This is a genomic window from Arthrobacter sp. UYCu512 (assembly GCF_040547075.1).
In the GTDB taxonomy this organism is placed as follows: Bacteria; Actinomycetota; Actinomycetes; order Actinomycetales; family Micrococcaceae; genus Arthrobacter.
In genome coordinates, this window is the sequence record NZ_JBEPPA010000001.1 from 367324 (window position 1) to 388837 (window position 21514).

Below are 21514 nucleotides of genomic sequence, written 5' to 3' on the forward strand. Positions count from 1 at the left end.
GGACTGCAAGGGGACAAGGACCCCTATCCCTAAGCAGGCTTACCGACTTAGACTGGCCGGACCTTCCAGATACACCGGGCATGCCCACGGCGCCAACGCGCTCGTGCGCGCTGGCGCTCTGCTGCGCGTGCCTGGGGACGGTATGTCAGTACGCTTCGTGAATCACTACCGGACTCTCAGAGCGGGTCCGTGAAACCAGGAGGAATGTGATGACAGGGAACAAAGCCGTTGCCTACAAGGGGCCGGGAAAGGTCGAGCTTATCGACATCGACTACCCCAGCTTCGAACTCAAAGACGGTCCGGGGGTCAACCCCGCCAACGTGGGCCGCTCCGTGCGCCATGGCGTAATCCTCAAAACCGTTGCCACGAACATTTGCGGTTCGGACCAGCACATGGTCCGCGGCCGCACCACCGCTCCCTCAGACCTGGTGCTGGGGCACGAAATCACCGGCGAAGTGGTCGAAGTAGGGCCCGACGTCGAGTTCATCAAGGTGGGGGACATCTGCTCGGTTCCCTTCAACATCGCCTGCGGACGGTGCCGCAACTGCAAGGAACGCAAGACCGGTATTTGCCTTAACGTCAACCCGGACCGTCCGGGCAGCGCCTACGGCTACGTCGACATGGGCGGCTGGGTCGGCGGCCAGGCCAACTACGTCCTGGTACCGTACGCGGACTGGAACTTGCTGAAGTTCCCGGACCGGGACCAGGCGCTCGAGAAGATGATGGACCTGACCATGCTCTCGGACATCTTCCCGACCGGCTTCCACGGCGCTGTTACCGCCGGCGTTGGAGTCGGTTCCACGGTCTACGTCGCCGGGGCGGGCCCTGTTGGGCTGGCTGCGGCAACCAGCGCCCAGCTCTTGGGCGCCGCCGTCGTTATTGTCGGTGACATGAACGCTGACCGCCTGGCGCAGGCGCGCAGCTTTGGCTGCGAAACCGTGGATTTGAGCGAAGGCGGCCCGGCGGAGCAGATCGAACAGCTGCTGGGCGTCCCGGAGGTCGACTGCGGCGTCGACGCCGTCGGCTTCGAAGCCAGGGGACACGGCCACGACGCCAAGGAAGCGCCGGCAACGGTGCTGAACTCGCTGATGGAAATCACTGCAGCCGGCGGCGCCCTGGGCATTCCGGGGCTCTACGTCACGGGGGATCCAGGCGGTGTGGACGAAGCGGCCAAAAAGGGGGCGCTCTCGCTCAGCCTCGGGACCGGCTGGGCCAAATCGCTGAGCTTCACCACCGGCCAGTGCCCGGTGATGAAGTACAACCGCCAGCTGATGATGGCGATCCTGCATGACAGGGTCCACATCGCTAAGAACGTCAACGCCAAGGCGATCACGCTGGAGGAAGCGCCGAAGGGCTACGCGGAGTTCGACGCCGGCGCCGCCACGAAGTACGTGCTGAACCCGAACGGCTACCTGAGCTAGCAGCCAGGTGCCTGAGTAAGTACGTTCCGGCGAGCGCATAGCGGGGCAAGTATGCGTTCGCCGGAATACTCGTTGTTGTCTTTTTTTCAAACATGCCTACTGGAGTTTGCGCATTGTTCGCCGATTGTCTGGTTGGATAGACCTTACTGAGAGGGACGTTGGGGGCTACAGCCTCCACCCAACCAGGAAGGTAGCAATGGAGCTCATCGAGGCCGAACACCCCCGGCCACGTCATTTTCTACTCCATCTGAGTGACCCCCACCTGCTGGGAGGTCCGGATCCACTCCATGGTGTGGTCAACAGCGAATCCCTGCTCCAACAACTTTTTGACGAAGTGCAGGCCTCCGGAGCCCGCCCGGAAGCCGTGATTTTCACCGGCGACCTGGCCGACCGGGGCGAAGCGGCGGCCTACGCCAAACTGCGGGCCATTGTTGAGCCCGCCTGCAAGGCCCTCGGGGCAAAGGTCATTTGGGCAATGGGAAACCACGACGACCGCGCCAACTTCCGTACCGGCCTGCTGGACGTCCCGGCCGACGATTCCCCCGTGGACCATACGTATTTCATCAACGGGCTGCGGATCATCACCCTCGACACCTCGGTTCCGGGCTACCACCACGGCGAGCTGAGCCCCGGGCAACTGGAGTGGCTCGCGGCCGAACTCGCCACGCCCGCCCCGGATGGAACCATCCTGGCCCTGCACCACCCGCCGGTGCCTTCGGTCCTGGATCTCGCGGTCCTCGTCGAGCTGCGGGACCAGGCGGCCCTGGCCGGGGTCCTGCGGAACTCCGACGTTCGCGCAATTTTGGGTGGCCACCTACACTATTCGACGACGGCGACTTTCGCCGGGATCCCGGTCTCGGTAGCGTCAGCCACGTGTTACACGCAGGACCTCAACGTTCCGGTCGGCGGAACTCGCGGGCGCGACGGCGGCCAGGCGTTTAATCTCGTGCACGTCTATGAGCACACAATTGTGCACTCCGTGGTCCTGCTCGGCGACACACCCGCGGTCGGCGAGATTGTTCCGGCCGCGGAGGTCCAGCGGCGGATCACGGCGGCCGGGATCCGCATCCCGGCCAAGGCGAAGCTTGAGGATCCGGCCAGGACCCCCAGCAACCGCCGCCTGACTTCCCGCAGCTAGCGCAGGACCCGCCGTCGCCCGCCGGGACCCCGGTCCGGTGACCGCGGCCGGAGGGCGATGTTGGTTTCGCCCCGCGGCCCGCGCCCGGCTACTTTTCCCAGGGGGCCTTGATCGGGTAATACTTCTCCAGGAAGTCAGTCACGAGCTCGGCCCGTTCCTCAGCGGCAACCTCGGGGAAGCTTCCGTCATTGAGGCAAAAGAAGTCCATGTTCCGCTTGGCGAGCAGTTTTGGCAGGTAGTTCAGGCCGGCCCTGGCGGTGGTGTCCACGTAGCGCACCTTTGCCGCCGTCTGGGTAACGGCCCGGCCGGTGAGCAGGGCGTAGTAGTGGTAGAACGAGTTGGTCACCGAGATGTTGTCGGCCGCGCGGAAGGTACTGGCCGCAGTTTTTGCGAATTCGGCCGGAAATTCCTGTTCCATCGTGGCCACGACACTGCGTCGCAGCGGTGCGGCCGTGTGTTCCAGGTGCCGTGTGGTGATCCGGCCGAAGCGGTCCCAGAGCAATTTTCGGTTGACCCGGGCAGCGTTTTCGAAGCCGCTGCGCTCGGCGTCGTTGTCCCCAAGCCCGATCCGGGTTTCGGCTTCAATAAACTTCGTGATGCCGCCTGGGGTAAAAAACATGTCCGGTCCGACGGCACGGCCGAAGAACATGTCGTCGTTGGAGTACAGGAAGTGCTCGGACAAGCCGTCGATGTTGTGAAGCTGGCACTCCACGGCCTGTGAGTTGTGGGTGGGCAGCACGGACGGGTCCGCAAAGAACTCTTCGCTGCGGACAATCGTCACTCCCGGGTGGTCCGCAAGCCAGGCCGGCGCGGTCGAGTCCGTGGCGATGAAGATCCGGCGGACCCAGGGCGCAAACATGTACACCGAGCGCAGCGCGTACTTGAGTTCGTCGATCTGGCGGAAACGGGCTTCGTGGTCGTCGCCTTCGCCCACCACAACGCCGGCCATCCGTGCGCGCCGCGCTGCAATGTACTCCGGGGAACTGCCGTCCACCCAGGAGAACACGATGTCGACGTCGAAGCTGATGTCACTTGCGTGGTCAGCGAACATGTTCTCGATCGTGGGCCAAGTGTGGCCGTAGCGCTCCACCGTGCCGCGGACGGCGTCCTGGGCCAGCAGTGTCCGGCGGGTCAACGAGTTCTCGATCGGCAGGATCAGCTGGTCCCCCTCGAAACTCCACAGTTCCAGCTGCACGCCGGCCGAGGCGCCGAACTCGAAGCCGCCCTCAGGCTCGACCCGCGGACGGTACAACCGGAAGATCCGGGCCTGCCGGTTGGGGGAGAGTTCGCCGTCGGCAACCAGGACGGAGGACTTCTTTTTGGCGTCAACGGTCATCGAGTAGAAAGGCTCGTCGCGGCAGGCAGTGACGAGGGCGCTGCGGAGTTTCTTGCGGTCCTTCCAGTCCACAGCGATGACCGGCCGGTCGTTATTGCCCCGGACCAGGAGGTAGTCGAGCCCGGCGTCGTCAAGCACCGACCTGATGAGCATCAGGTCCTCGACCATGGCCTGGTACGGCGTGCGGTTTTCGTTGATCAGGCCGTAGCGGCCCCGCCGGCGCACGACGTGCTGGCGGGTACGGAATCTCGCGACCGCAGCCGCGGAGGTGACCTCGTCGTGGGCGTCCACGGATGCCTGGCTGCCGTAATAGATCTCGTCCTGGACCATTGCGTCTGTAATTTCGGTTCTCCGTGATTCTTTGCGTGAGTGGGTGCCTACTTGCATGATAACGCCCGCCCCAAAATCGGCCGGAATTTCCGCGGCAGGGATGCTGCGGAAGTGGCCGGCCGGCTCAGCCCGCCAGGGCTAGGCGCCAGCTGCGCAGGAAGGCCGCGCCGGCGTCGTCGTGGATGACTTCCGCACCCAAACCCAGATCCGCCGCGGTGAGGACCTCGTAAGGTTTTACCGGGACACCGTCGGCCGGCCGGACATCGACATGCTTCACCGGATGGTCGTTGTGGTGCAGCCAGTCGGCCATGGCGTAGTCGGTGCGGGAATCGCCCACCGTGCGCCAGGCCTGCGGGGTAACGCCCTGCGCTGCCAGCAGTTCCACGGCCCGGCTCGCGCCGAGGTCCTTGCCGAGCCGGACCGACTCAATGTCGGTGGAGATGATGGTCGGATCCACCCGATAGTCGACCCGGTCATCGGAGTCCGGTACGTGATGGTCCAGCCGCACGACTCCCAGACCATGCCGGGACATCAGTTCGATGGCGTCGGCGTCGAAGAGCTGCTGCTCGGCCTGGTAGTCGGAGCTCTCGACGGCGATGTGCTGTTCGACGGAGACCATGGCCAGCTTGGTTTCGTCGAAGAACATGTGGCTGGTGTAGTCCTCCGCCACGAGCCGGCGGACGTCATCGCTGAAAGCCCGGGGAACGGCCAGTTCATGGTCGACTTGCACCGGGCCGGGCCCCGCAGCGGTGTAGCTGAACCAGACAGCGCCCTTTTCACATACCGCATGGATCAGGGTGCCGGCCGGCATTCCCGCGGCAATCATCGGCTCCATCACCTGTTCACGGATGAAGTCGGCCGAACGGCCGGTATTAAAGACCACCGGGATCCCGGCCCCGGCCAGCGCGAGCAGGTCCGCGATGATCTCCGGCTGCACCGTGCGGGTGACGGGGCTCGCTACCGGACCGTCGACGTCGAGCAGGAGTGCCAGCGGGGGAGTCGACGGCGTGAGGGAGGCGTTGATCTCGGCAGTTGTCATGACCCCATTCTTCCAGCAGCCAGGCACCAATGGATCCGTTGAAAGCCGTGCTGCCGGAAGATGGGCACTGTGACAGCTTCGACTCGACGGTGTGACAGATGGTTACCGTTTGGCCACAACCTCCCGCTAGGGGGAGTGGTGGATTCCCTTGGCCAGCCAAGTTCCATAGGCTTGCCGGGTGATATTCAAAGCCGTGGGCGAGGGCCGCCCGTACCCCGACCATGGTTACCACACGCCTAAAGATTGGGCGTCGCTGCCACCGCGGCCGGTCCGGCTGGATGAGCTGGTGACCACCAAGCGCACGTTGGACCTCGAGGCGCTGCTGGCGGAGGACTCCACGTTCTTCGGCGATCTGTTTCCGCATGTGGTGGAATACCGCGGCGTCCTCTACCTCGAGGACGGACTGCACCGTGCCCTTCGGACTGCCCTGCACCAGCGCACTGCGATCCACGCACGCGTTCTGGTGATAAATGGCTAGGAAGCCGAAGGACGTCAGGGTCCTGCATGGGCACCAGGTCATCACCGGCGCGGATTTGCGAGCCACCTTTGTGGCGAATGATGAACTGCACGAGAATCCGGTCAGAATGCGGCGACGCATCCGCCACGGCGTTGTGCTGGTGCTGCTGGTGGGACTGGTTACGGCCGCGATTGTGGTGGCGGTCGCGATTATGAACGGGCAGATTAAGATTCCGACGGCGCAGCCCAGCCAGACGGCCGCGTCCGCCTGCCCGGCGGCGAGCTTTGACTACACGCCGCCGGAGAAGATCAACCTCAATGTCTATAACTCAACATCCCGCCCCGGTCTGGCCCGCACCGTGGCCGACGAGTTCGCGGCCCGGAAGTTTCTGGTCGGCGCCGTCGACAATTCGACGTCGGGCTACCGCGGGGTGGCGTTGGTTGTCTCCGGTGCCGCCGGCCAGTCCGCGGCGTTCAGCGTGCAGCGCAACCTGCCGGGCTCGGACTATTTCCAGGACGGGAGGACGGACCCCAGCGTGGACGTTGTCCTCACCGGGGACTTCAAGGAACTCGCGAAGCCGGAACTGGTCGATCAAACCCCCGGCAAGCTTAGCTGTCCGCGGGAGGGCCGCCGGGTAGTGGATGAGCCGGGTTCCATTACGCCTGCGGTCACGCCCGCTCCCGGCGGTTAGACGATTCGGCGGACGGGCCGGCCTTCGCCGTCAAACCGTGCACCGGCGCCCAGTTGGATAAAACGCACCGTCCGGGCCAGCCGGGTTTCTGCCTCGGCGTCCCCGGACGCACCGTCGCCACGGGCGGCACTGGATGAGAGGGTGCCGTGGATAAGCTGCGCCAGCTGGATGACGTCTGCGTCCGGCAGGTAACCCTGGGCCATGCCGGCCCGCAGGATGCCCTGCAACAGCTGGCTGAGCTCCCCTACGTGGCCGGCGAGTTTTGCGAACGATGCCGGCGAGAGCACTGTGGCCATTGCGGGTCCGGGTGGCAGGTGGCGCCGGCTGAGGTCCTCAACCTGGGCGCGGACGTAGCGGGCCAGACGGTCCACCGGGTTCTCCAAGGAATCCAGGGACTGCCTCAGGTCAACCAGAAAACGCCCCGTCTGATCCAGCGCGTACGCAATCAGCAGTTCTTCGATGTCCGCGTAGTAGTTGTAGACCGCCGTCCGGCCAATCCGGGCATGCCGTGCGACGTCGGTCATCGTCAGCCCCGGCAGGCCATGCGTAAAGAGGAGCTCGCCGAAACCGGTCAGGATACGCCGCTGGGTTTCGGCGCGTTGGGCGGCGTTGTTCGCCGCCGAAATCCTGGGCATACGGACACTTTAGCGCGATCTGTCAGCAAAATGCGCTATGTCGCCAGCCGCGGCAGCCGTTAGACGGCGCAACCATCCGGTCCGCAGGCCGCCGCAGTTTCAGCGGCGCCGCCGGCGCCGGCCGGGACCATCGTCAGGGGGCGGCTCTCCTGCCAGGCCTGTTCGAGGGCGTTGCCGAACGTCTCGGCGGGCTGGGCGCCGGAGAGCCCGAACTTGCGGTCGATCACAAAGAACGGTACACCGGTGATACCCAGCGCCCGCCCTTCTTCGAAGTCCAGCCGCACCTCATCGGCGTATTTGTCGGTGCTGAACAGCTCGTCCAATTCGGCAGCACCGATCCCCAGATCCAGACCCAGTGAGGTCAGGTAGTCCTGGCTGCCGATATCTTTGCCGTGTTCGAAGTGGTCGCTGAGCAGCCGCTCCTTCGCAGCATCCTGGAACCCGTGCGCGGCGGCGAGGTGGATCAGCCGGTGGGCGCTGAAGCTGTTCGCGACAACGACGTCGTCGAAACGGTAGTTGAGGCCCTCGCCCTTGGCCTGCTCCGCCACATGTGCGAACATTCCGGCGACCTGGGCCGGGGCCATACCCTTGCGGGTGCTCAAGTACTCCAGGGTCGTGCCGTCGTAGTGGTCCGGCAGGGAAGGATCCAACTGGTAGCTGCGCCAGAGCACCTGCACCGAATCGCGGTGCGGGAAGGCCGCGAGTGCGGTTTCAAAGCGGCGCTTGCCGATGTAGCACCAGGGGCAAGCGACGTCGGACCAGATTTCAATCTTCATATCCACCGCAACCCGCACCGGGCCGGCTCCATTCCCCCGGGCACTGTCGGGTTGGTCACGGGGTGAGCCGGCGTTCCATCACGAAGTCGTGTTCCACTGTGTTTCCGAGCGTAAATGATTTGGTGCCGACCCTGCGGAAGCCGGACTTCTCGTAGAACCTGATGGCGCGGGCATTCTGGCTGTTCACCCCGAGCCACAGTCCGCGGGCGCCGGCCGCCGCGGCTGCCCCGATACTCGCATGCATCAATTCGGCTGCGGCGCCGAGGCCGTGGTGGTCCGGATGCACGTAGCACTTGCTCAGCTCGGTGCACGGACGTTCTGTCAGGACCGCAGCGACGGCCGGGTCCCCGGTGGGGCGGGTGGCCAGGAGGCTGTAGCCCCGGAGGTCACCGCCGGCGTCGATCACCAGGACGGTGACCCCAGGATCGGCAATGTAGCTGCGGAAGTTGGCCTCGCTGAGTGTACTAGCGAGGTGGGCGGCGATGTCTTCCGGGGAAGAACCCGGCGGGCACGCCAGCGGGAAGGTGACGGCCGCGAGACCGGCCAGCCGGGCGGCGTCGTGGGCGGTTGCCGGTCTGATTACGTGCGTCATGCCCAGAACCGTAGCCCGCGGAAGCGGCGGCCTGCGCTTTGTGAAGCGTTGTTGCGCCCGGAGTCCGCTGCGGGAGTCAGCCGAGCGGGTACGCGACGTAGGCGAAGCGGGTTGAATCTGGAGACCAGCTGTTGACGTTGAGCGTCCCCTGGCCCCCGCGCAGGGTCCAGGTGTGCAGCGCGGTGTTCCAGTCCGCCGTCGAGACCGTTACGACCTCGACGGGCAGATCTGCCGGGTGGCCGACGGTACCTGCCGGGAACCGAAGATAAGCGGCGTGAAGCCCGTCGGGGGAAATATGCGGGAACCAATCGGCTGTTCCGCTCCGCGTCAATTGCTCCAGCCCTGATCCGTCGCTGCGAACACGAGCGATTTGCGCGTGCCCGGGCCAGTCGCCGAAACTCTCGGTATTGAGGTAGATCCACTCGCCCTCCGGTGCGTATTCCGGCCCGTCGCAATGCCCCGGCCCGGTGTCAATTGTTGTCCCGGGTCCGCCCCCGGCCGGCATCGTGATGAGCAGACCCGGTTTCGCGAAATCACCCGCCGCAACCCCCACATAGGCGAGTTCGCGTCCGTCCGGACTCACGCCGTGCAGGAAGTGCGAAGACCCGTCGTGCTCCGTTACCCGGACCGCTTCCCCGCCCTGGATCGCCGCCCGGTAGATGTGGCCGTCATCGGCGGAGAGGTAGATGTGGTTGCAGCCGGGGGCCAGAACATGATCATTGTTCAGATCGGGGATGCCGGTGAGAGGGACCTGCCCGAGCGAGCGGCTGGACATGTCCAGCCGCCACAAGCCACCGGCACCGTTGAGGAAAAGCGCAGAATTGTCCGCTGCCCAGTTCGGCGCTTCCAGCAACACGGCGCTGGTGAGGATGAGCTCGCGGGCACCCGTGGTCAGGGACGCGATCCAGACTTCGCAGCGGTGGCCGGCTGCCAGCGCCCCGGGCACCAAGGACCCCTGACTTACTGCTTGAACGCGGCGTCGAAGGAGGTATTCGACGCCGGGAAGTCGAACCTCTTGAGCGCGGCGAGGGCTTCGGGGGCGCCGTGCAGCCGGTCCATGCCGGCGTCCTCCCATTCAATGCTGATCGGGCCGGTGTAGCCGATCGCGGTCAGGGCGCGGAAGGACGATTCCCACGGCACGTCGCCGCGGCCGGCGGAGACGAAGTCCCAGCCGCGGCGCGGGTCGCCCCAGGGCAGGTGTGAGCCCATAACGGTGTTCCGGCCGGTGGGGCGCAGCTTGGTGTCCTTGCAGTCCACGTGGTAGATCCGGTCCTGGAAGTCCCAGATGAAGGAGACCGGGTCGATGCCCTGCCACATAAAGTGGGAGGGGTCCCAGTTCAGCCCAAAGGCCTCGCGGTGGCCGATCGCCTCGAGGGTCCGGACTGTGGTCCAGTAGTCGTAGGCGATCTCGGACGGGTGGACCTCGTGGGCGAAGCGGACGCCGCATTCGTCGAAGACGTCCAGGATGGGGTTCCAGCGGTCGGCGAAGTCTTGGTAGCCGGCCTCGATGACCTTTTCCGGTACGGGCGGGAACATCGCGACGTACTGCCAGATCGAGGAGCCGGTGAACCCGACTACGGTGTCCACGCCCAGGGCCCTGGCCAGGCGTGCCGTGTGTTTCATTTCCTCGGCGGCTCGCTGCCGGACGCCTTCGGGGTCGCCGTCGCCCCAGACCTTGGCCCCGACGATGGCCTCGTGCCGGAAGTCGATCGGATCATCGCAGACGGCCTGGCCCTTGAGGTGGTTGGAGATGGCCCAGACCTTGAGGTTGTACTTCTGAAGCACGGCGAGTTTGGACTCGACGTAGCCGGGTTCGTCCCAGCGCCAGGCGTCCAGGTGGTCCCCCGAGACGGCGATTTCCAGGCCGTCGTAGCCCCAGCCGGATGCCAGGCGAGCCACTTCCTCGAAGGGCAGGTCGGCCCACTGGCCGGTGAACAGGGTGTACGGGCGGGCCATGTCAGGCTCCTTCGGGGGCGGGGTTCGATGCAGGGATGCCGGCGGTCGGCTCGCCGGCGAGTTGGATGATGGAGCTTTTGGCCGCCGCACTTTTCTCCACAGCGGCCAGAATACGCTGGACTATCAAGCCGTCCTCGAAGGACGGCGAGGGCTCGAAGCCGGCGCCGATCGCGACGAGGAAGTCCCGGATTTCGTGGGTGAAAGTGTGTTCCCAGCCAATCACGTGCCCCTGCGGCCACCAGGCGGCGGCATAGGGGTGAACCGGTTCGTTGACCAGGATGCGCCGGAAGCCTTGTTCCCGGACCGGCACCGTTGCGTCCAGGAAACCCAGTTCGTTCATCGACTCAAGGTCGAAGAGCAGGGAACCCTTGTCCCCGTAGATCTCCAGTTTGAGCGAGTTTTTCCGCCCGGTGGCGACCCGGGAGACTTCCACCGAGGCGACGGCTCCGGAGGCGAGCGAAAGCGTGGCCCAGGCGGCGTCGTCGACAGTGACTTCTTCGAGTCCGTTCCGGCCGGGGCGGTGCGAGGTGAAGGTGTGCAGCCGGCCGGAGACCTCGGTGACCTGGTCGCCAAGCAGGAAGAGCACCTGGTCGATGGCGTGCGAGGCGATGTCCCCCAGCGCCCCGGAGCCGGCGGTGTCCTTGTTCAGCCGCCACGTTATGGGCGACGCCGGGTCAACGAGCCAGTCCTGCAGATATGCCGCCCGGACGTGCCGGACGGCGCCCAGCCGGCCCTCACTGATCAGTTCCCGGGCCAGGGCCAGGGCCGGGACGCGCCGGTAGTTGAAGCCGATCATGGACTGGATACCCTGGCGCCGGGCCGACTTCGCCGCAGCGGTCATCGACTCGGCCTCGGCCAGGGTGTTGGCCAGTGGCTTCTCCACCAGCACATGCTTGCCGGCGGCCAGCGCGGCGACGGCGATCTCCGCGTGCATAAAGCCCGGGGCGCAGATGTCCACGACCTGGACGTCGTCGCGTTCGATCACCGAGCGCCAGTCGGTGGAGGACTCCGCCCAGCCGTACCTGGCGGCCGCTTCGGCTACCCCGGCCGCGTCCCGTCCGACCAGGACGCGTTGTTCGAAGGCCGGGACGTCGAAGTAGCTGGCCACGTTGCGCCAGGCGTTCGAGTGGGCCTTGCCCATAAACGCGTAGCCAATCATGGCCACGCCGAGCGGGGAACCGGCAGGGGACCCGGTTGCCCCGCCGGACGGGGTGAAGGTGCGGGTGCCGGGCTGCGCCGGCGGTGGCGTGGGCGCCGTCGTCATCTGATGCTCCTTGGAACTGGGGTGGCCGGGCCGCAACGGCGTATGCCGGGTCAGGGGGTGGGCCGGGTGGAATTCACTGCGCTTGCCGCGCCTACTTCACTGCCCCTGCCGACAGCCCGGAGACGAGGTGCTTCTGGACCAGGATGAAGCCGATGAGTACGGGCAGGCTGACCACCACGGACGCGGCCATCAACTGGTTCCAGAACACGTCGGATTCGCTGGCATAGGACTTGAGCCCCAGGGACAGCGTTTTGGTCGCCTCGTTGGTCAGGACCGAGGCGAACAGGACTTCCCCCCAGGCGGATATAAACGAGTACACCGCCACGGCGATGATGCCCGGCTTGGCCACGGGCAGGATGACCCGGAACAGGGCGCCCATCCGGCCGGTGCCGTCGATCATCGAGGCCTCTTCGAGTTCCTTGGGGATGGCGGCGAAATACCCGGTCAGCATCCAGATGGCGAACGGCAGGGTGAAGGTCATGTACGTGATAATCAGGCCCAGGTATGAGCCCTGGAGCTGCAACCCGGTGACGTTCCTGATCTGCGTGAAGATCAGGTACAGCGGCAGCAGGAACAGGATGCCGGGGAACATCTGGGTGGACAGCACCGTCAGGCTGAAGGCGCGCCGGCCGCGGAACTGCAGCCGCGCGACGGCGTACGCGGCCAGTACGGCGACGGTCACCGAGCAGACCGTGGCGGCCACTGTGATGATCAGGCTGTTCTGGAAATACTTGGCCAGCGGCACCGTGGTCCAGATATCGAAGTAGGGCGAAGCCGTGAGCTCGTCCGGGATCCACTGGAACAGCCCGGAGACGTCCTTGAGGGGCTTGAGCGAAGTGGACACAACGACGTAGAGCGGCACGGCCACCCAGAGGGACAAGATGGTCAGGACGATATTGCGCAGAATGCGGAAGTTGCGGGTCTCAATCATTGTCGGCCCCCTTGGGCAGCACCATGCGGATGTAGAAGAAGGACGCAATGAACAAAGCGATCAGGAGCAGTACGCTCATGGCGCCGCCCAGGCCGAAGTTCCAGCTGCCGAAAGAGTTCTGGTAGATCAGCGGCGAAACCAGGGTAGCTTCCTTCGGGGAGGCCGCGCCGAAGAGCACAAACGGGATGTTGAACTGGTTGAAGGTCCAGAGCGACATCACCAGCAGCAGCACGCCGTTCGCAGGGCGGACCATCGGCAGGGTAATGCTGCGGAATTGCTGCCAGAGCGAGGCCCCGTCAATCGAAGCGGCTTCATAGACGTCGGCGGGGACGGTCTGCAGGGCGGCCATCAGCATCAGGAACGCGAACGGCCACAGCTGCCAGACGTTCACCACGATCATGGCACCAAAGGAGTTTTGGCCCAGGAGCCAGAACGGACGCTCGTCCCCAAAAAGGTGCAGGGTGTCAACGAGGATCTGGTTCACGGCGCCGTCGCGCTGATTGAACATAAAGGCCCAGGCGATTGTGCCCACATAGGCAGGCAGGGCGTAGGGAACCAGGAAGAAGGTCCGCAGGATGGCGCGGCCCTTGAAATTGGAGGACAGGAACACCGCGCCGGCCATGCCCAGGACCCAGGAGAAGCCAACCACCGTCACGGTGTAGAGCAGGGTCCGGCCGACGGTGCTAAAGAACGCCTGGCCGATGGTGCTTTCGGGGTTCAGTCCGTTGACGAAGTTCTGCAGGCCGACGAACGGGGCGTTGAGCCAGTTGGTGAGGTTGAGCTGGGTGAGCGAGATAAAGGCAATCCACACCCCCAGAAGCATCGGGCCGATATGGATGAGCAACTCGAGCAGGGCCGCTGGCAGGACAAGGCCGTAGGGGAGGAAGGACTTTTTCTTCTTGCGGACCGGCAATGCGGTCCGTGCCGCCGGAGGATCAGGAACAGGGCCGGAGGCGAGCCCTGGCTGCGGGGCGTCGCCGCCGCCGGGTGCGGGATCGCCGCGGTCCAATGCTGAGTGGGTCATGGAAGCTCCTTGGCCGAAGGTGCGGGGGCGTGGCCCCCGCACCTGTCAGGCATTGTTACTGGGCCGCAACCATCTGGTTGTTGGCATCCTTGAGGGCGGACTGGACGTCTGCTTCCGTGACGGTCCCGGTGGCAGCCTTGGCAAAAAGGTTCTTGATCGCGGTGCCTGTCAGCGTTTCCATCTGGCCTTCCTTCGGGATCAGCGGCATGGGCAGGGCATGGTTGGCCAGTGCGTCGTTCTTGAGCTTGACCTCGTCGGTTTGGAATGCGGCATCCGAGGAGACGCTGGAAACCACCGGCAGGGAACGGTAGGCCTTGTTCAGCGCGACCTGCTCGGTGTCGCTGGTGAGCCAGCCGGCCAGCTTGATTGCGTTTTCTTTGTTCTTGGAATTTTTGAACACGCTCAGGTTGATGCCGGCGACGTGGCTCTGGGTGCCTTCGGGTCCGCTGGCACCTGCCTTCATCATGGGGATGGGGGCAACGGCCCAGTCCGTGAAGCCGCGGGCCTCAAAGTTCTTAACCGGGCTCTGGTCGAAAACCATTGCTGCCTTGCCGTTGATCAGGTTGTCCACTTTCTGCGAGCCATCCGAGATTTCGGCGTCCGAGGGCGACATCACCTTGTCAGTTGCCATCAGGTCAACCCACTGCTTCACACCCTCGACCTGGGCGGCACTGTCAAACGTCGGTTTGCCGTCCTTGTCGAAGAGGGCGCCGCCGTTCTGCAGCCCGCGCACGAAGGCCTGGTGGGAGTTGGCGGAGACCGAGGCTCCGGCAGCCGTAAAGCCCCACTGGTCCGGCTTTCCGTCGCCGTTGGTGTCCTTGGTCAGCTTCTTGGCGTCTGCGACGAACTCATCCCATGTGACCGGCGGCGCCTCGATGCCGGCCTCCTTAAACATTTTCGGGTTGTAGTACATGTTGTACGCGAGCCCGTACAGCGGGACCGAGGTCGGGGCCTTGCCATCAGCGCCGCCGGTGGACCAGCTGGTCTGCAGGAAACGGTCCTTGTCGCCGACAGCTTCGAGCAAGGCACCCTCCACCGGTTCAAACGCGCCGGTTTCCTGCAGGGTGACTGCCCAGGTGTTGCCGATGTTCAGGACGTCGGGGCCGTCGCCGCTGGTGACGGCGGTCAGGATGCGGTTGTACAAGTCGCTCCAGCCGATGACCTCGAGCTTGACCTTCACTCCGGTCTTCTCGGTGAAACGGTCCAGGCTGGGCTTGAGCTTGGCCGCGGTGTCCTCGAGGCTGTTGCCCTGGTTGGAGGCCCAGTAGGTGATGGTGTCACTGTTGGTTGCCTGGCTGCTGCCGCCGCAGGCGGTCATGCCGAATGCCAGCGATGCCGTGGCGGCCAGGGCCGACAGGACTTTAATGGGGTTCTTCATGGTTGCTCCGGGTTTCTCGTCGTCGAGCTGGGGCTGGTGTATAGGGTCGGGCTGAAATGCTAGGCGGAGAGGGTCGCCGCGGTCGGATCCCAGTCCTCGGGTAGGGCAGGGACCTTGGCGGCGGAGCTTTCGACCTCCACGAAGGCGCGGGTGTCGATCGAGTCGGAGATGGCGGCCATGGTGTCGAGGATGTGGAATGCCAGCTCACCCTGGGCCCGGTGCGGCCGGCCCGCGCGGATGGCGCGGGCCATTTCCAGCACCCCTGCGCCGCGGCCGGCGGTGGAGCCGATGGACGGGACGGTGGTCCAGTCGTCGGAGCCAAGCGCGCAGATCCGGATGTCGCCGTCGAAGTTGTTCGGGTCCGGCAGGGCGATGGTGGCGTCGGAGCCGGTGATTTCCACAAAGCCCGCGCGCTTGAACGGTGAATCGAAGCTGAAAATGCTCTGGCCGGACTCGCCGCCTTCGAACTCCAGGATGGAGCTGACGTGCGTGGGGACGGTGACGGCGAATTCCTCGCCGGCCTTCGGTCCGGAACCGATGACCCGGGTTTCGCGGGACGTGGAGCCGAACGCCGCCACCCGTCGGACACTGCCGAAGGTCTGGACCAGGGTGGTGAGGTAGTACGGGCCAATGTCGAACAGGGGACCGGCCCCGTCCTGGAAGAGGAATGCGGGGTTCGGGTGCCAGGACTCCGGGCCGGGCGACTGCATTAGGGTCAGGGCCGTCAGTGGTGTGCCGATGTCGCCGCGATCGATCATCCGGCGCGCGGTCTGCAGCCCCGCGCCGAGGAAGGTGTCCGGGGCGCAGCCGAGCCGAAGACCGGCGGCGTCGGCCGCCTTGAGCAGTCCGCGGCCGCTTTCGCGGTCCAGCGAGAAGGGCTTCTCGCTCCAGACGTGTTTGCCGGCGTTGACGGCCTGGGTGGCCACCTCGACGTGGGCTGCCGGGATGGTCAGGTTGATGACGATCTCGACGTCGGGGTTGCCCAGTACGGCGTCGACTCCGCCGTGGTTTTCAATCCCGTACTCGGCTGCGCGGGCGGCGGCAGCCTCCTCGAAGAGGTCCCCGATCGCGACGACCCTGACGTCCGGGAAGCTCGTGAGGTTATCCAGGTATTGCTTGCTGATGACCCCGGCGCCGATAATGCCGACGCCGACGGGTCCCGATCCAAGCGGGCCGGACGCTGCTGCTGAGTGGCTCATGCGGAGACCTTCCCGGCGCTGAGGTAGTTGTAGCTGTCCCGGACCGCGTCGAACATGTCGCCCTGGAAATCGTCCAGTTCGATCACACCGGCTTCGAGGGATCCTGCCGCCGCGAGTACGTCCCAGACCGGCATCTTGCCGTCACCCACGGCGAGTTGGCTGGCGGGGTCGGCGGTGACGGGTCCGTCCTTGATGTGGATGAACTTCACCCTGTTGCCCAGACGGGCGAGGAGGCCGGCCGGATCCTGGCCGCCGACGGCAGCCCAGTACGTGTCGAGCTCGAGGACGACCTCCGGGTCCAGATGGTCGGCGAGGTGCTCCAGGGCGGTCCTGCCGTCGATCACCGACTCAACTTCCCACCAGTGGTTGTGGTAGCCGACGCGGACGCCATAGCCGGCACCTCTGGCGGCGGCGGCGTTGAGCTGGGATGCGGTCTCCTTGATGTCCTCGATCGTGTTCCAGCGCTCGATCGGAACGTGCGGATCGATGACGGTGCCGATGCCCAGCTGCCGTGCCGCCGCGAAGATGGCGTCCTGATCATCGCTGAGCAGGGGCGCGTGGCCGGAAGGGGCGGTGAGGTTGTTCTCGGCCATGGCCTGCTTCAGTTCAGCGGCTTTGGCGACGAAACGATAGGGCTCAACCATGGTGAAGCCGATGTCGGCCAGGCGCTGGATGGTTCCAGCGAGATCCTCTTCAAGGGCCTTGCGGACCGTGTAGAGCTGGATCGAGTATGACACTGTCTCTCCTCGTCGTTGGGGTGTGAGCTGCAGCTGTTTTTACTGGACCGCCCGACGCACCTTCGTGGGGCGTCCGGTTCAGTCAGGCAAGTGAGCCGCCTCACACCCCAAGCTAGAACGACTTATGCTGACCGTCAAGCAAAAGTTGCAAACTTAGTGCCAGTCTTTCTTCAAGGTGACATGCATAAGAACTTCGTGCTATCACTTACTCATGAGTACGACCACCGGCGCCGAACCCGCCGCGCCCGAGGCCGCCGGCAGCCTTTCCCGAGCCGGTGACCTGTTTCAGTTGTTGCGCGACGGCAAGGCCCGCACCCGCGCCGAACTGGCGCTCACCACCGGCTTGGCCCGCTCCACTGTCGCATCCCGCATCGACGCGCTGATGCATTCCGGACTGGTGGGGCCCGCCGGCGAGGCCAGCTCCAGTGGCGGCAGGCCGCCGTCGCGCTTTGCCTTCAACCCGGCCGCCCGCGTTGTGCTGGCGGTCGACGTCGGAGCCACGCATATGATCATCGCCGTTACGGACCTGGGTGGCACCGTACTGGCGGAGCGTCGGCTGACCCAGGATGTCGCCGACGGCCCGGATGTTGTGCTGGACCGTCTCGTCGCCGAAGGGACCAAGCTGCTGGGCCAGGCCGGCCGCGGCAGGGACGACCTCGCAGGCGTCGGCATCGGACTGCCCGGCCCCGTGGAGCACGGCACCGGAATGCCGGTGAAGCCGCCCATTATGCCCGGCTGGGACGGGTTCGACGTCGTCCGGCACGTCCGGCGCTCGCTGCCGGTCCCCGTGCTGGTGGATAACGACGTTAACATCATGGCGTTAGGGGAGCGGACCGGCTACTGGCCGGAACACGAGAACTTCCTCTTTATCAAGGTGGCCACCGGCATTGGCGCCGGCATCATCAGCAGCGGCCAACTCCAGCGCGGCGCCGACGGCACGGCCGGAGACCTCGGCCACGTCCGGGTGCCCCGCGGCGACGAGGTGCTCTGCCGCTGCGGCAACTACGGTTGCCTTGAGGCGCTCGCCTCCGGCCCCGCCATCGCGCACGGCCTGGCGCTCCAAGGCCTGCAGGCGGAAAACGGCGGCGACGTGCTGCGGCTTGTGGCCGGCGGAAACCTGCAGGCGATCCAGGCGCTGCGCCAAGCCGGCCGGGACCTCGGCGACGTCCTGGCCACCGTGGTGAACCTGCTTAATCCTTCGGTCATCGTGATCGGCGGAAGCCTGGGCCAGGCCGGCGAACACCTGATGGCGGGGGTCCGGGAGGTGGTCTACCGGCGTTCGCTGCCGCTGGCCACCACCCACCTGCGGATCGGCCTGTCCATGGCCGGGGACCAGGCCGCCATCCTGGGCGCCAGCCAGATGGTCACGCAGTACGTCCTCTCGCCGGCAGCGATCGAGGCGACCCTGCAGGCGGCAGGCTAACACTCGGGTTCGGGGACCTGTCATAAACGCCTGCCCGGCCGTGGCCCGTGATAGCAATGGGATTGATGAAAGCATATTTCCGCCCGCCGGCCGGGCTGCGGCAGCCATGAGCGCCAACGTCCTCGCCAAGGTGCCGCGCAGCTGGATCCTGCTGGCCGCAATCGGGCTCATCGCCCTGAACATGCGCGGCCCGTTCGTGGCCGTGGCGCCGGTGGTCGGCCTGATGCAGCAGGAACTCGGCTTCTCTCCGGTGGAACTGGGCCTCCTGACGGGCATCCCGGTGCTGTGCTTCGCCCTCGCCTCCCCGCTCGCCTCGCTGACCGGGCGCAAACTCGGCGCCGAAGCCGCCATCAGTCTCACCCTCCTGGGGGTGCTGCTGGGCATCATTGTCCGTTCCGCCGGCAGCGGCGCCACGGTTATGCTGGGCACCGCGATCCTCGGGATCGCCATCACGATCGGCAACATCGCCGTGCCGCTGATCATCCGGCGGGACTTTGCACCGGCCCGGCAGGCCACCGCGATGGGCATCTACACCGCGGCCCTTAACATTGGCTCCTTTGTCACCGCCATGGTGATGGCGCCGCTGGCCGGGATGCTTGGGTGGCGGCTGGCCCTTGGCGCCTGCGGGCTCTTCGCCGTCGCGGCCGTGCTGGCCTGGCTGTTCGCTTTCGGCAACCGGGCATTCCGCCCTGAACCCGTCCCAATGCCGGACACGGGACGCGCCGGGATCAAGCGCGCGTCGCGCTGGATTACGGTCGGACTGACCGTGGGATTCGCCGGGCAGGCGTTCTCTTACTATGGTGTGACCGCGTGGCTGCCCAGTATCCTCGCCGACGAGCTGGGCATGACGGCCGATGGGGCCGGCGCCGGGTCCTCACTGTTCCAGATTCTCGCCATCGTCGGCGGTCTGGGGGTTCCGCTGGCGGCCCGTTTCGCCAGTACGACGGCGGTCGGACTCACTTTGGGATTGTTGTGGCTGACCGTCCCGGCGGGCCTGCTGCTCTCGCCCGGGCTGTGGTGGCTGTGGTCCTCGTTCGGGGGCATCGCCCAGGGCGGCGGCATCACCCTGGTTTTTATTGCCATCATCCGGCTGGCCCGGGATCAGGCCTCGGCCGGCCGGATGTCCGCCGTGGTGCAGGGGGTCGGCTATTCCTTTGGCGCGCTGGCGCCGACCCTCCTGGGCTATGTAAACGGCGTCTCGGGGTCCTGGACCGGGCCACTGCTGATGGTGCTCGGCTCCGTGGCGATGTTCATCCTGGGCACCGCTTTTTCGCTCCGTCACGTCCCGAAAGCACACTGAACCGGGCGCACCGCTTCCGCGGAGGGACAGCCAGGGCCCATATTCCCTGGGGAACATGGGCCCTGGCTGTTACTTCCCGACGCCGTCGTCGAGTTGCTGCGGGGGTCTTCCGTCGCTGGGCCGCCGCCCCGGATCTCGGGGGTGCCTGTTGCGAAGGGCGTGGCAGCCCAGCAGACGGAAATCTTTACCTTCCGGGGGTCCGGTCCGGACCTCAGGCGGGGGCGAGTGCGGGGTCCTCGACCGGGAGCTCACCGTCGCGCGCTTCATGCAGGAACCGGTCGTAGGCCGGCAGGGTCAGGAATGCCGGGAACGACGGGGTGAGCGTGACTTCCTCGAAGATGTCCCGGGCGTCGGCAAAGCGGTCGCCCTCGAAGCGTTCCAGCTTGGTGAACTCCTCCTCCAGCATGTCCTCCACCCATTCGCGGGAGATGACCTCGCCCTGGTCCGTGATGGCACGGGAGAAGATCCACTGCCACAGCTGCGAGCGGGAAATCTCCGCGGTGGCGGCGTCCTCCATCAGGTTGTGGATGGCGACGGCGCCGTTGCCGCGAAGCCAGGACTCGATGTAGCGGATGCCAACTTCGATGTTGTTCCGGATGCCCTGCTCGGTGATGGTGCCGGTGGTGGCGGCGATGTCGAGCAGTGCGCGGTCGTCCGGGGTGACGTCCTCGCGGAGCCGGTCCAGCTGGTTCGGGCGTTCGCCCAGGACGCCGTCGAACACTTCACGGCAGACCGGAACCAGGTCCGGGTGCGCCACCCAGGAGCCGTCGAAGCCGTCGCCGGCCTCGCGGGTCTTGTCGGCACGGACCTTCTCGATGGCGATCGCGTTGGCCTCGGCGTCCTTGCGGTTGGGGACAGCCGCCGCCATGCCGCCGATCGCCATGGCACCGCGTTTGTGGCAGGCCCGGACCAGCTGTTCGGTATAGGCACGCATAAACGGCTGCGTCATGGTCACCTGGCTGCGGTCCGGCAGGACAAAACGCGGGCCGCGGGTGCGGAAGTTCTTGATCAGGGAGAAGATGTAGTCCCAGCGGCCGGCGTTCAGACCCGCGGCGTGGTCCTTGAGCTCGTAGAGGATTTCCTCCATTTCGAACGCGGCGGTGATGGTTTCGATCAGCACGGTGGCGCGGATGGTGCCCTGCGGGATGCCGAGCAGGTCCTGGGCGAGGATAAAGATGTCGTTCCACAGGCGGGCTTCGAGGTGGTTCTCGATCTTCGGCAGGTAGAAGTACGGACCCTTGCCCTGGGAGATCAGGCGGCGGGCGTTGTGGTAAAAGTACAGGCCGAAGTCCACGATGCCGCCGGCGATCGGGGTGCCGTCAATGAGCATGTGCTTTTCCGGCAGGTGCCAGCCGCGGGGACGGACCACGATCGTCGGCAGGTCCGCGGCGGGGTGGAGTTTGTATTCCTTGCCCTCGGTTGAGGTGAAGTCGATCCGGCGCTCCAAGGCGTCGATGAGGTTGAGCTGGCCCTGGATGACGTTGCGCCACGACGGGGTGGAGGAGTCCTCCATGTCCGCGAGCCACACCTTCGCACCGGAGTTCAGCGCGTTGATGGTCATCTTTTTGTCCACCGGGCCGGTGATCTCGACTCGACGGTCCGTCAGGCCGGGGGCGGGCGGGGCGACGCGCCAGGTCGGATCGTTGCGCACGGACTCGGTCTCGCTCAGGAACCGCGGGTCCTGGCCCTTGCCGATCTGCTGGCGGCGGTCACGGCGGGCCTGCAGCAGCTCCAGCCGACGTTCCGCAGTGGCCTTGTGCAGCTTGCCAACAAAGGCCAGCGCGTCCGGCGTCAGGACCTCGCTCTGCCGGCAGATGGGCTGGGCCGTCAACGTGATTCCGTTGATGGTGAAGTTGTCAGTGAAACTGTTCATTTCAATCTCTCCCT

General features: G+C 65.8%; 20 protein-coding genes. 6 read left to right on the top strand and 14 right to left on the bottom strand.

Going from position 1 to position 21514, the window contains the following annotated elements:
- The first annotated feature begins 209 nt into the window (after positions 1 to 209).
- Together fdhA and ABIB49_RS01790 are read left to right on the top strand one after the other, a co-directional pair.
- Positions 210 to 1421, top strand: coding sequence for a formaldehyde dehydrogenase, glutathione-independent (gene fdhA / locus ABIB49_RS01785; RefSeq protein ID WP_226775009.1), 1212 nt, complete (start codon positions 210 to 212; stop codon positions 1419 to 1421).
- A gap of 196 nt (positions 1422 to 1617) precedes the next feature.
- A complete protein-coding gene (locus ABIB49_RS01790; protein WP_282468072.1) occupies positions 1618 to 2559 on the top strand; it encodes a phosphodiesterase in 942 nt (313 codons plus the stop codon).
- Positions 2560 to 2647: 88 nt separating this feature from the next.
- Here the strand turns inward: ABIB49_RS01790 and ABIB49_RS01795 are convergent, their stop codons facing one another.
- Both ABIB49_RS01795 and ABIB49_RS01800 read right to left on the bottom strand, forming a co-directional pair.
- Positions 2648 to 4225 (bottom strand): stealth family protein, encoded by a 1578-nt coding sequence (locus ABIB49_RS01795; protein WP_282359574.1) that lies wholly within the window; start codon positions 4223 to 4225, stop codon positions 2648 to 2650.
- Positions 4226 to 4349: 124 nt separating this feature from the next.
- Positions 4350 to 5264 carry a Cof-type HAD-IIB family hydrolase gene (locus tag ABIB49_RS01800; RefSeq protein ID WP_354156600.1) on the bottom strand — a complete coding sequence of 305 codons (915 nt, stop codon included), beginning with the start codon at positions 5262 to 5264 and terminating at the stop codon, positions 4350 to 4352.
- A gap of 178 nt (positions 5265 to 5442) precedes the next feature.
- Here ABIB49_RS01800 and ABIB49_RS01805 point away from each other — a divergent pair, with 178 nt between their 5' ends.
- Together ABIB49_RS01805 and ABIB49_RS01810 are read left to right on the top strand one after the other, a co-directional pair.
- Complete coding sequence (locus tag ABIB49_RS01805; RefSeq protein ID WP_226775013.1) at positions 5443 to 5742, top strand: type II toxin-antitoxin system VapB family antitoxin; 300 nt, start codon at positions 5443 to 5445, stop codon at positions 5740 to 5742.
- Positions 5735 to 6412, top strand: a complete 678-nt coding sequence (locus tag ABIB49_RS01810; protein ID WP_226775014.1) for a LytR C-terminal domain-containing protein — start codon at positions 5735 to 5737, stop codon at positions 6410 to 6412. The genes ABIB49_RS01805 and ABIB49_RS01810 overlap by 8 nt, the downstream gene beginning before the upstream one ends.
- Here ABIB49_RS01810 and ABIB49_RS01815 read toward each other — a convergent pair.
- The 11 genes from ABIB49_RS01815 to ABIB49_RS01865 form a co-directional block, all read right to left on the bottom strand.
- On the bottom strand, positions 6409 to 7047 hold the full coding sequence (locus tag ABIB49_RS01815) for a TetR/AcrR family transcriptional regulator (protein ID WP_226775015.1): 639 nt from the start codon (positions 7045 to 7047) through the stop codon (positions 6409 to 6411). The genes ABIB49_RS01810 and ABIB49_RS01815 overlap by 4 nt on opposite strands.
- Before the next feature lie 59 nt (positions 7048 to 7106).
- A complete protein-coding gene (locus tag ABIB49_RS01820) occupies positions 7107 to 7823 on the bottom strand; it encodes a DsbA family oxidoreductase (protein ID WP_354156601.1) in 717 nt (238 codons plus the stop codon).
- 55 nt (positions 7824 to 7878) lie between these two features.
- Positions 7879 to 8415, bottom strand: coding sequence for a GNAT family N-acetyltransferase (locus ABIB49_RS01825; RefSeq protein WP_354156602.1), 537 nt, complete (start codon positions 8413 to 8415; stop codon positions 7879 to 7881).
- Between the two features lie 76 nt (positions 8416 to 8491).
- A complete protein-coding gene (locus ABIB49_RS01830) occupies positions 8492 to 9361 on the bottom strand; it encodes a TolB family protein (RefSeq protein WP_354156603.1) in 870 nt (289 codons plus the stop codon).
- A gap of 14 nt (positions 9362 to 9375) precedes the next feature.
- A complete protein-coding gene (locus tag ABIB49_RS01835) occupies positions 9376 to 10371 on the bottom strand; it encodes a sugar phosphate isomerase/epimerase family protein (RefSeq protein ID WP_282359582.1) in 996 nt (331 codons plus the stop codon).
- Position 10372: 1 nt separating this feature from the next.
- Positions 10373 to 11530 carry a Gfo/Idh/MocA family protein gene (locus ABIB49_RS01840; RefSeq protein WP_354156649.1) on the bottom strand — a complete coding sequence of 386 codons (1158 nt, stop codon included), beginning with the start codon at positions 11528 to 11530 and terminating at the stop codon, positions 10373 to 10375.
- A 196-nt stretch (positions 11531 to 11726) separates the two neighbouring features.
- Complete coding sequence (locus ABIB49_RS01845; protein WP_282359583.1) at positions 11727 to 12566, bottom strand: carbohydrate ABC transporter permease; 840 nt, start codon at positions 12564 to 12566, stop codon at positions 11727 to 11729.
- Complete coding sequence (locus ABIB49_RS01850; protein WP_396021281.1) at positions 12559 to 13389, bottom strand: carbohydrate ABC transporter permease; 831 nt, start codon at positions 13387 to 13389, stop codon at positions 12559 to 12561. Before ABIB49_RS01850 ends, ABIB49_RS01845 begins: the two co-directional genes overlap by 8 nt.
- 256 nt (positions 13390 to 13645) lie before the next feature.
- On the bottom strand, positions 13646 to 14968 hold the full coding sequence (locus ABIB49_RS01855; protein ID WP_354156604.1) for an extracellular solute-binding protein: 1323 nt from the start codon (positions 14966 to 14968) through the stop codon (positions 13646 to 13648).
- Positions 14969 to 15027: 59 nt separating this feature from the next.
- Positions 15028 to 16167, bottom strand: coding sequence for a Gfo/Idh/MocA family protein (locus ABIB49_RS01860; protein ID WP_354156605.1), 1140 nt, complete (start codon positions 16165 to 16167; stop codon positions 15028 to 15030).
- Positions 16164 to 16904 (bottom strand): sugar phosphate isomerase/epimerase family protein, encoded by a 741-nt coding sequence (locus ABIB49_RS01865; protein ID WP_354156606.1) that lies wholly within the window; start codon positions 16902 to 16904, stop codon positions 16164 to 16166. The genes ABIB49_RS01860 and ABIB49_RS01865 overlap by 4 nt, the downstream gene beginning before the upstream one ends.
- Positions 16905 to 17115: 211 nt before the next feature.
- On the opposite strand from ABIB49_RS01865, the gene ABIB49_RS01870 reads away from it, so the two are divergent.
- Positions 17116 to 18327, top strand: coding sequence for an ROK family transcriptional regulator (locus tag ABIB49_RS01870; protein WP_226775025.1), 1212 nt, complete (start codon positions 17116 to 17118; stop codon positions 18325 to 18327).
- A gap of 106 nt (positions 18328 to 18433) precedes the next feature.
- Complete coding sequence (locus tag ABIB49_RS01875; RefSeq protein WP_354156607.1) at positions 18434 to 19627, top strand: MFS transporter; 1194 nt, start codon at positions 18434 to 18436, stop codon at positions 19625 to 19627.
- Between the two features lie 211 nt (positions 19628 to 19838).
- Here the strand turns inward: ABIB49_RS01875 and aceB are convergent, their stop codons facing one another.
- A complete protein-coding gene (aceB, locus tag ABIB49_RS01880; RefSeq protein ID WP_283480373.1) occupies positions 19839 to 21500 on the bottom strand; it encodes a malate synthase A in 1662 nt (553 codons plus the stop codon).
- Positions 21501 to 21514: the final 14 nt, after the last annotated feature.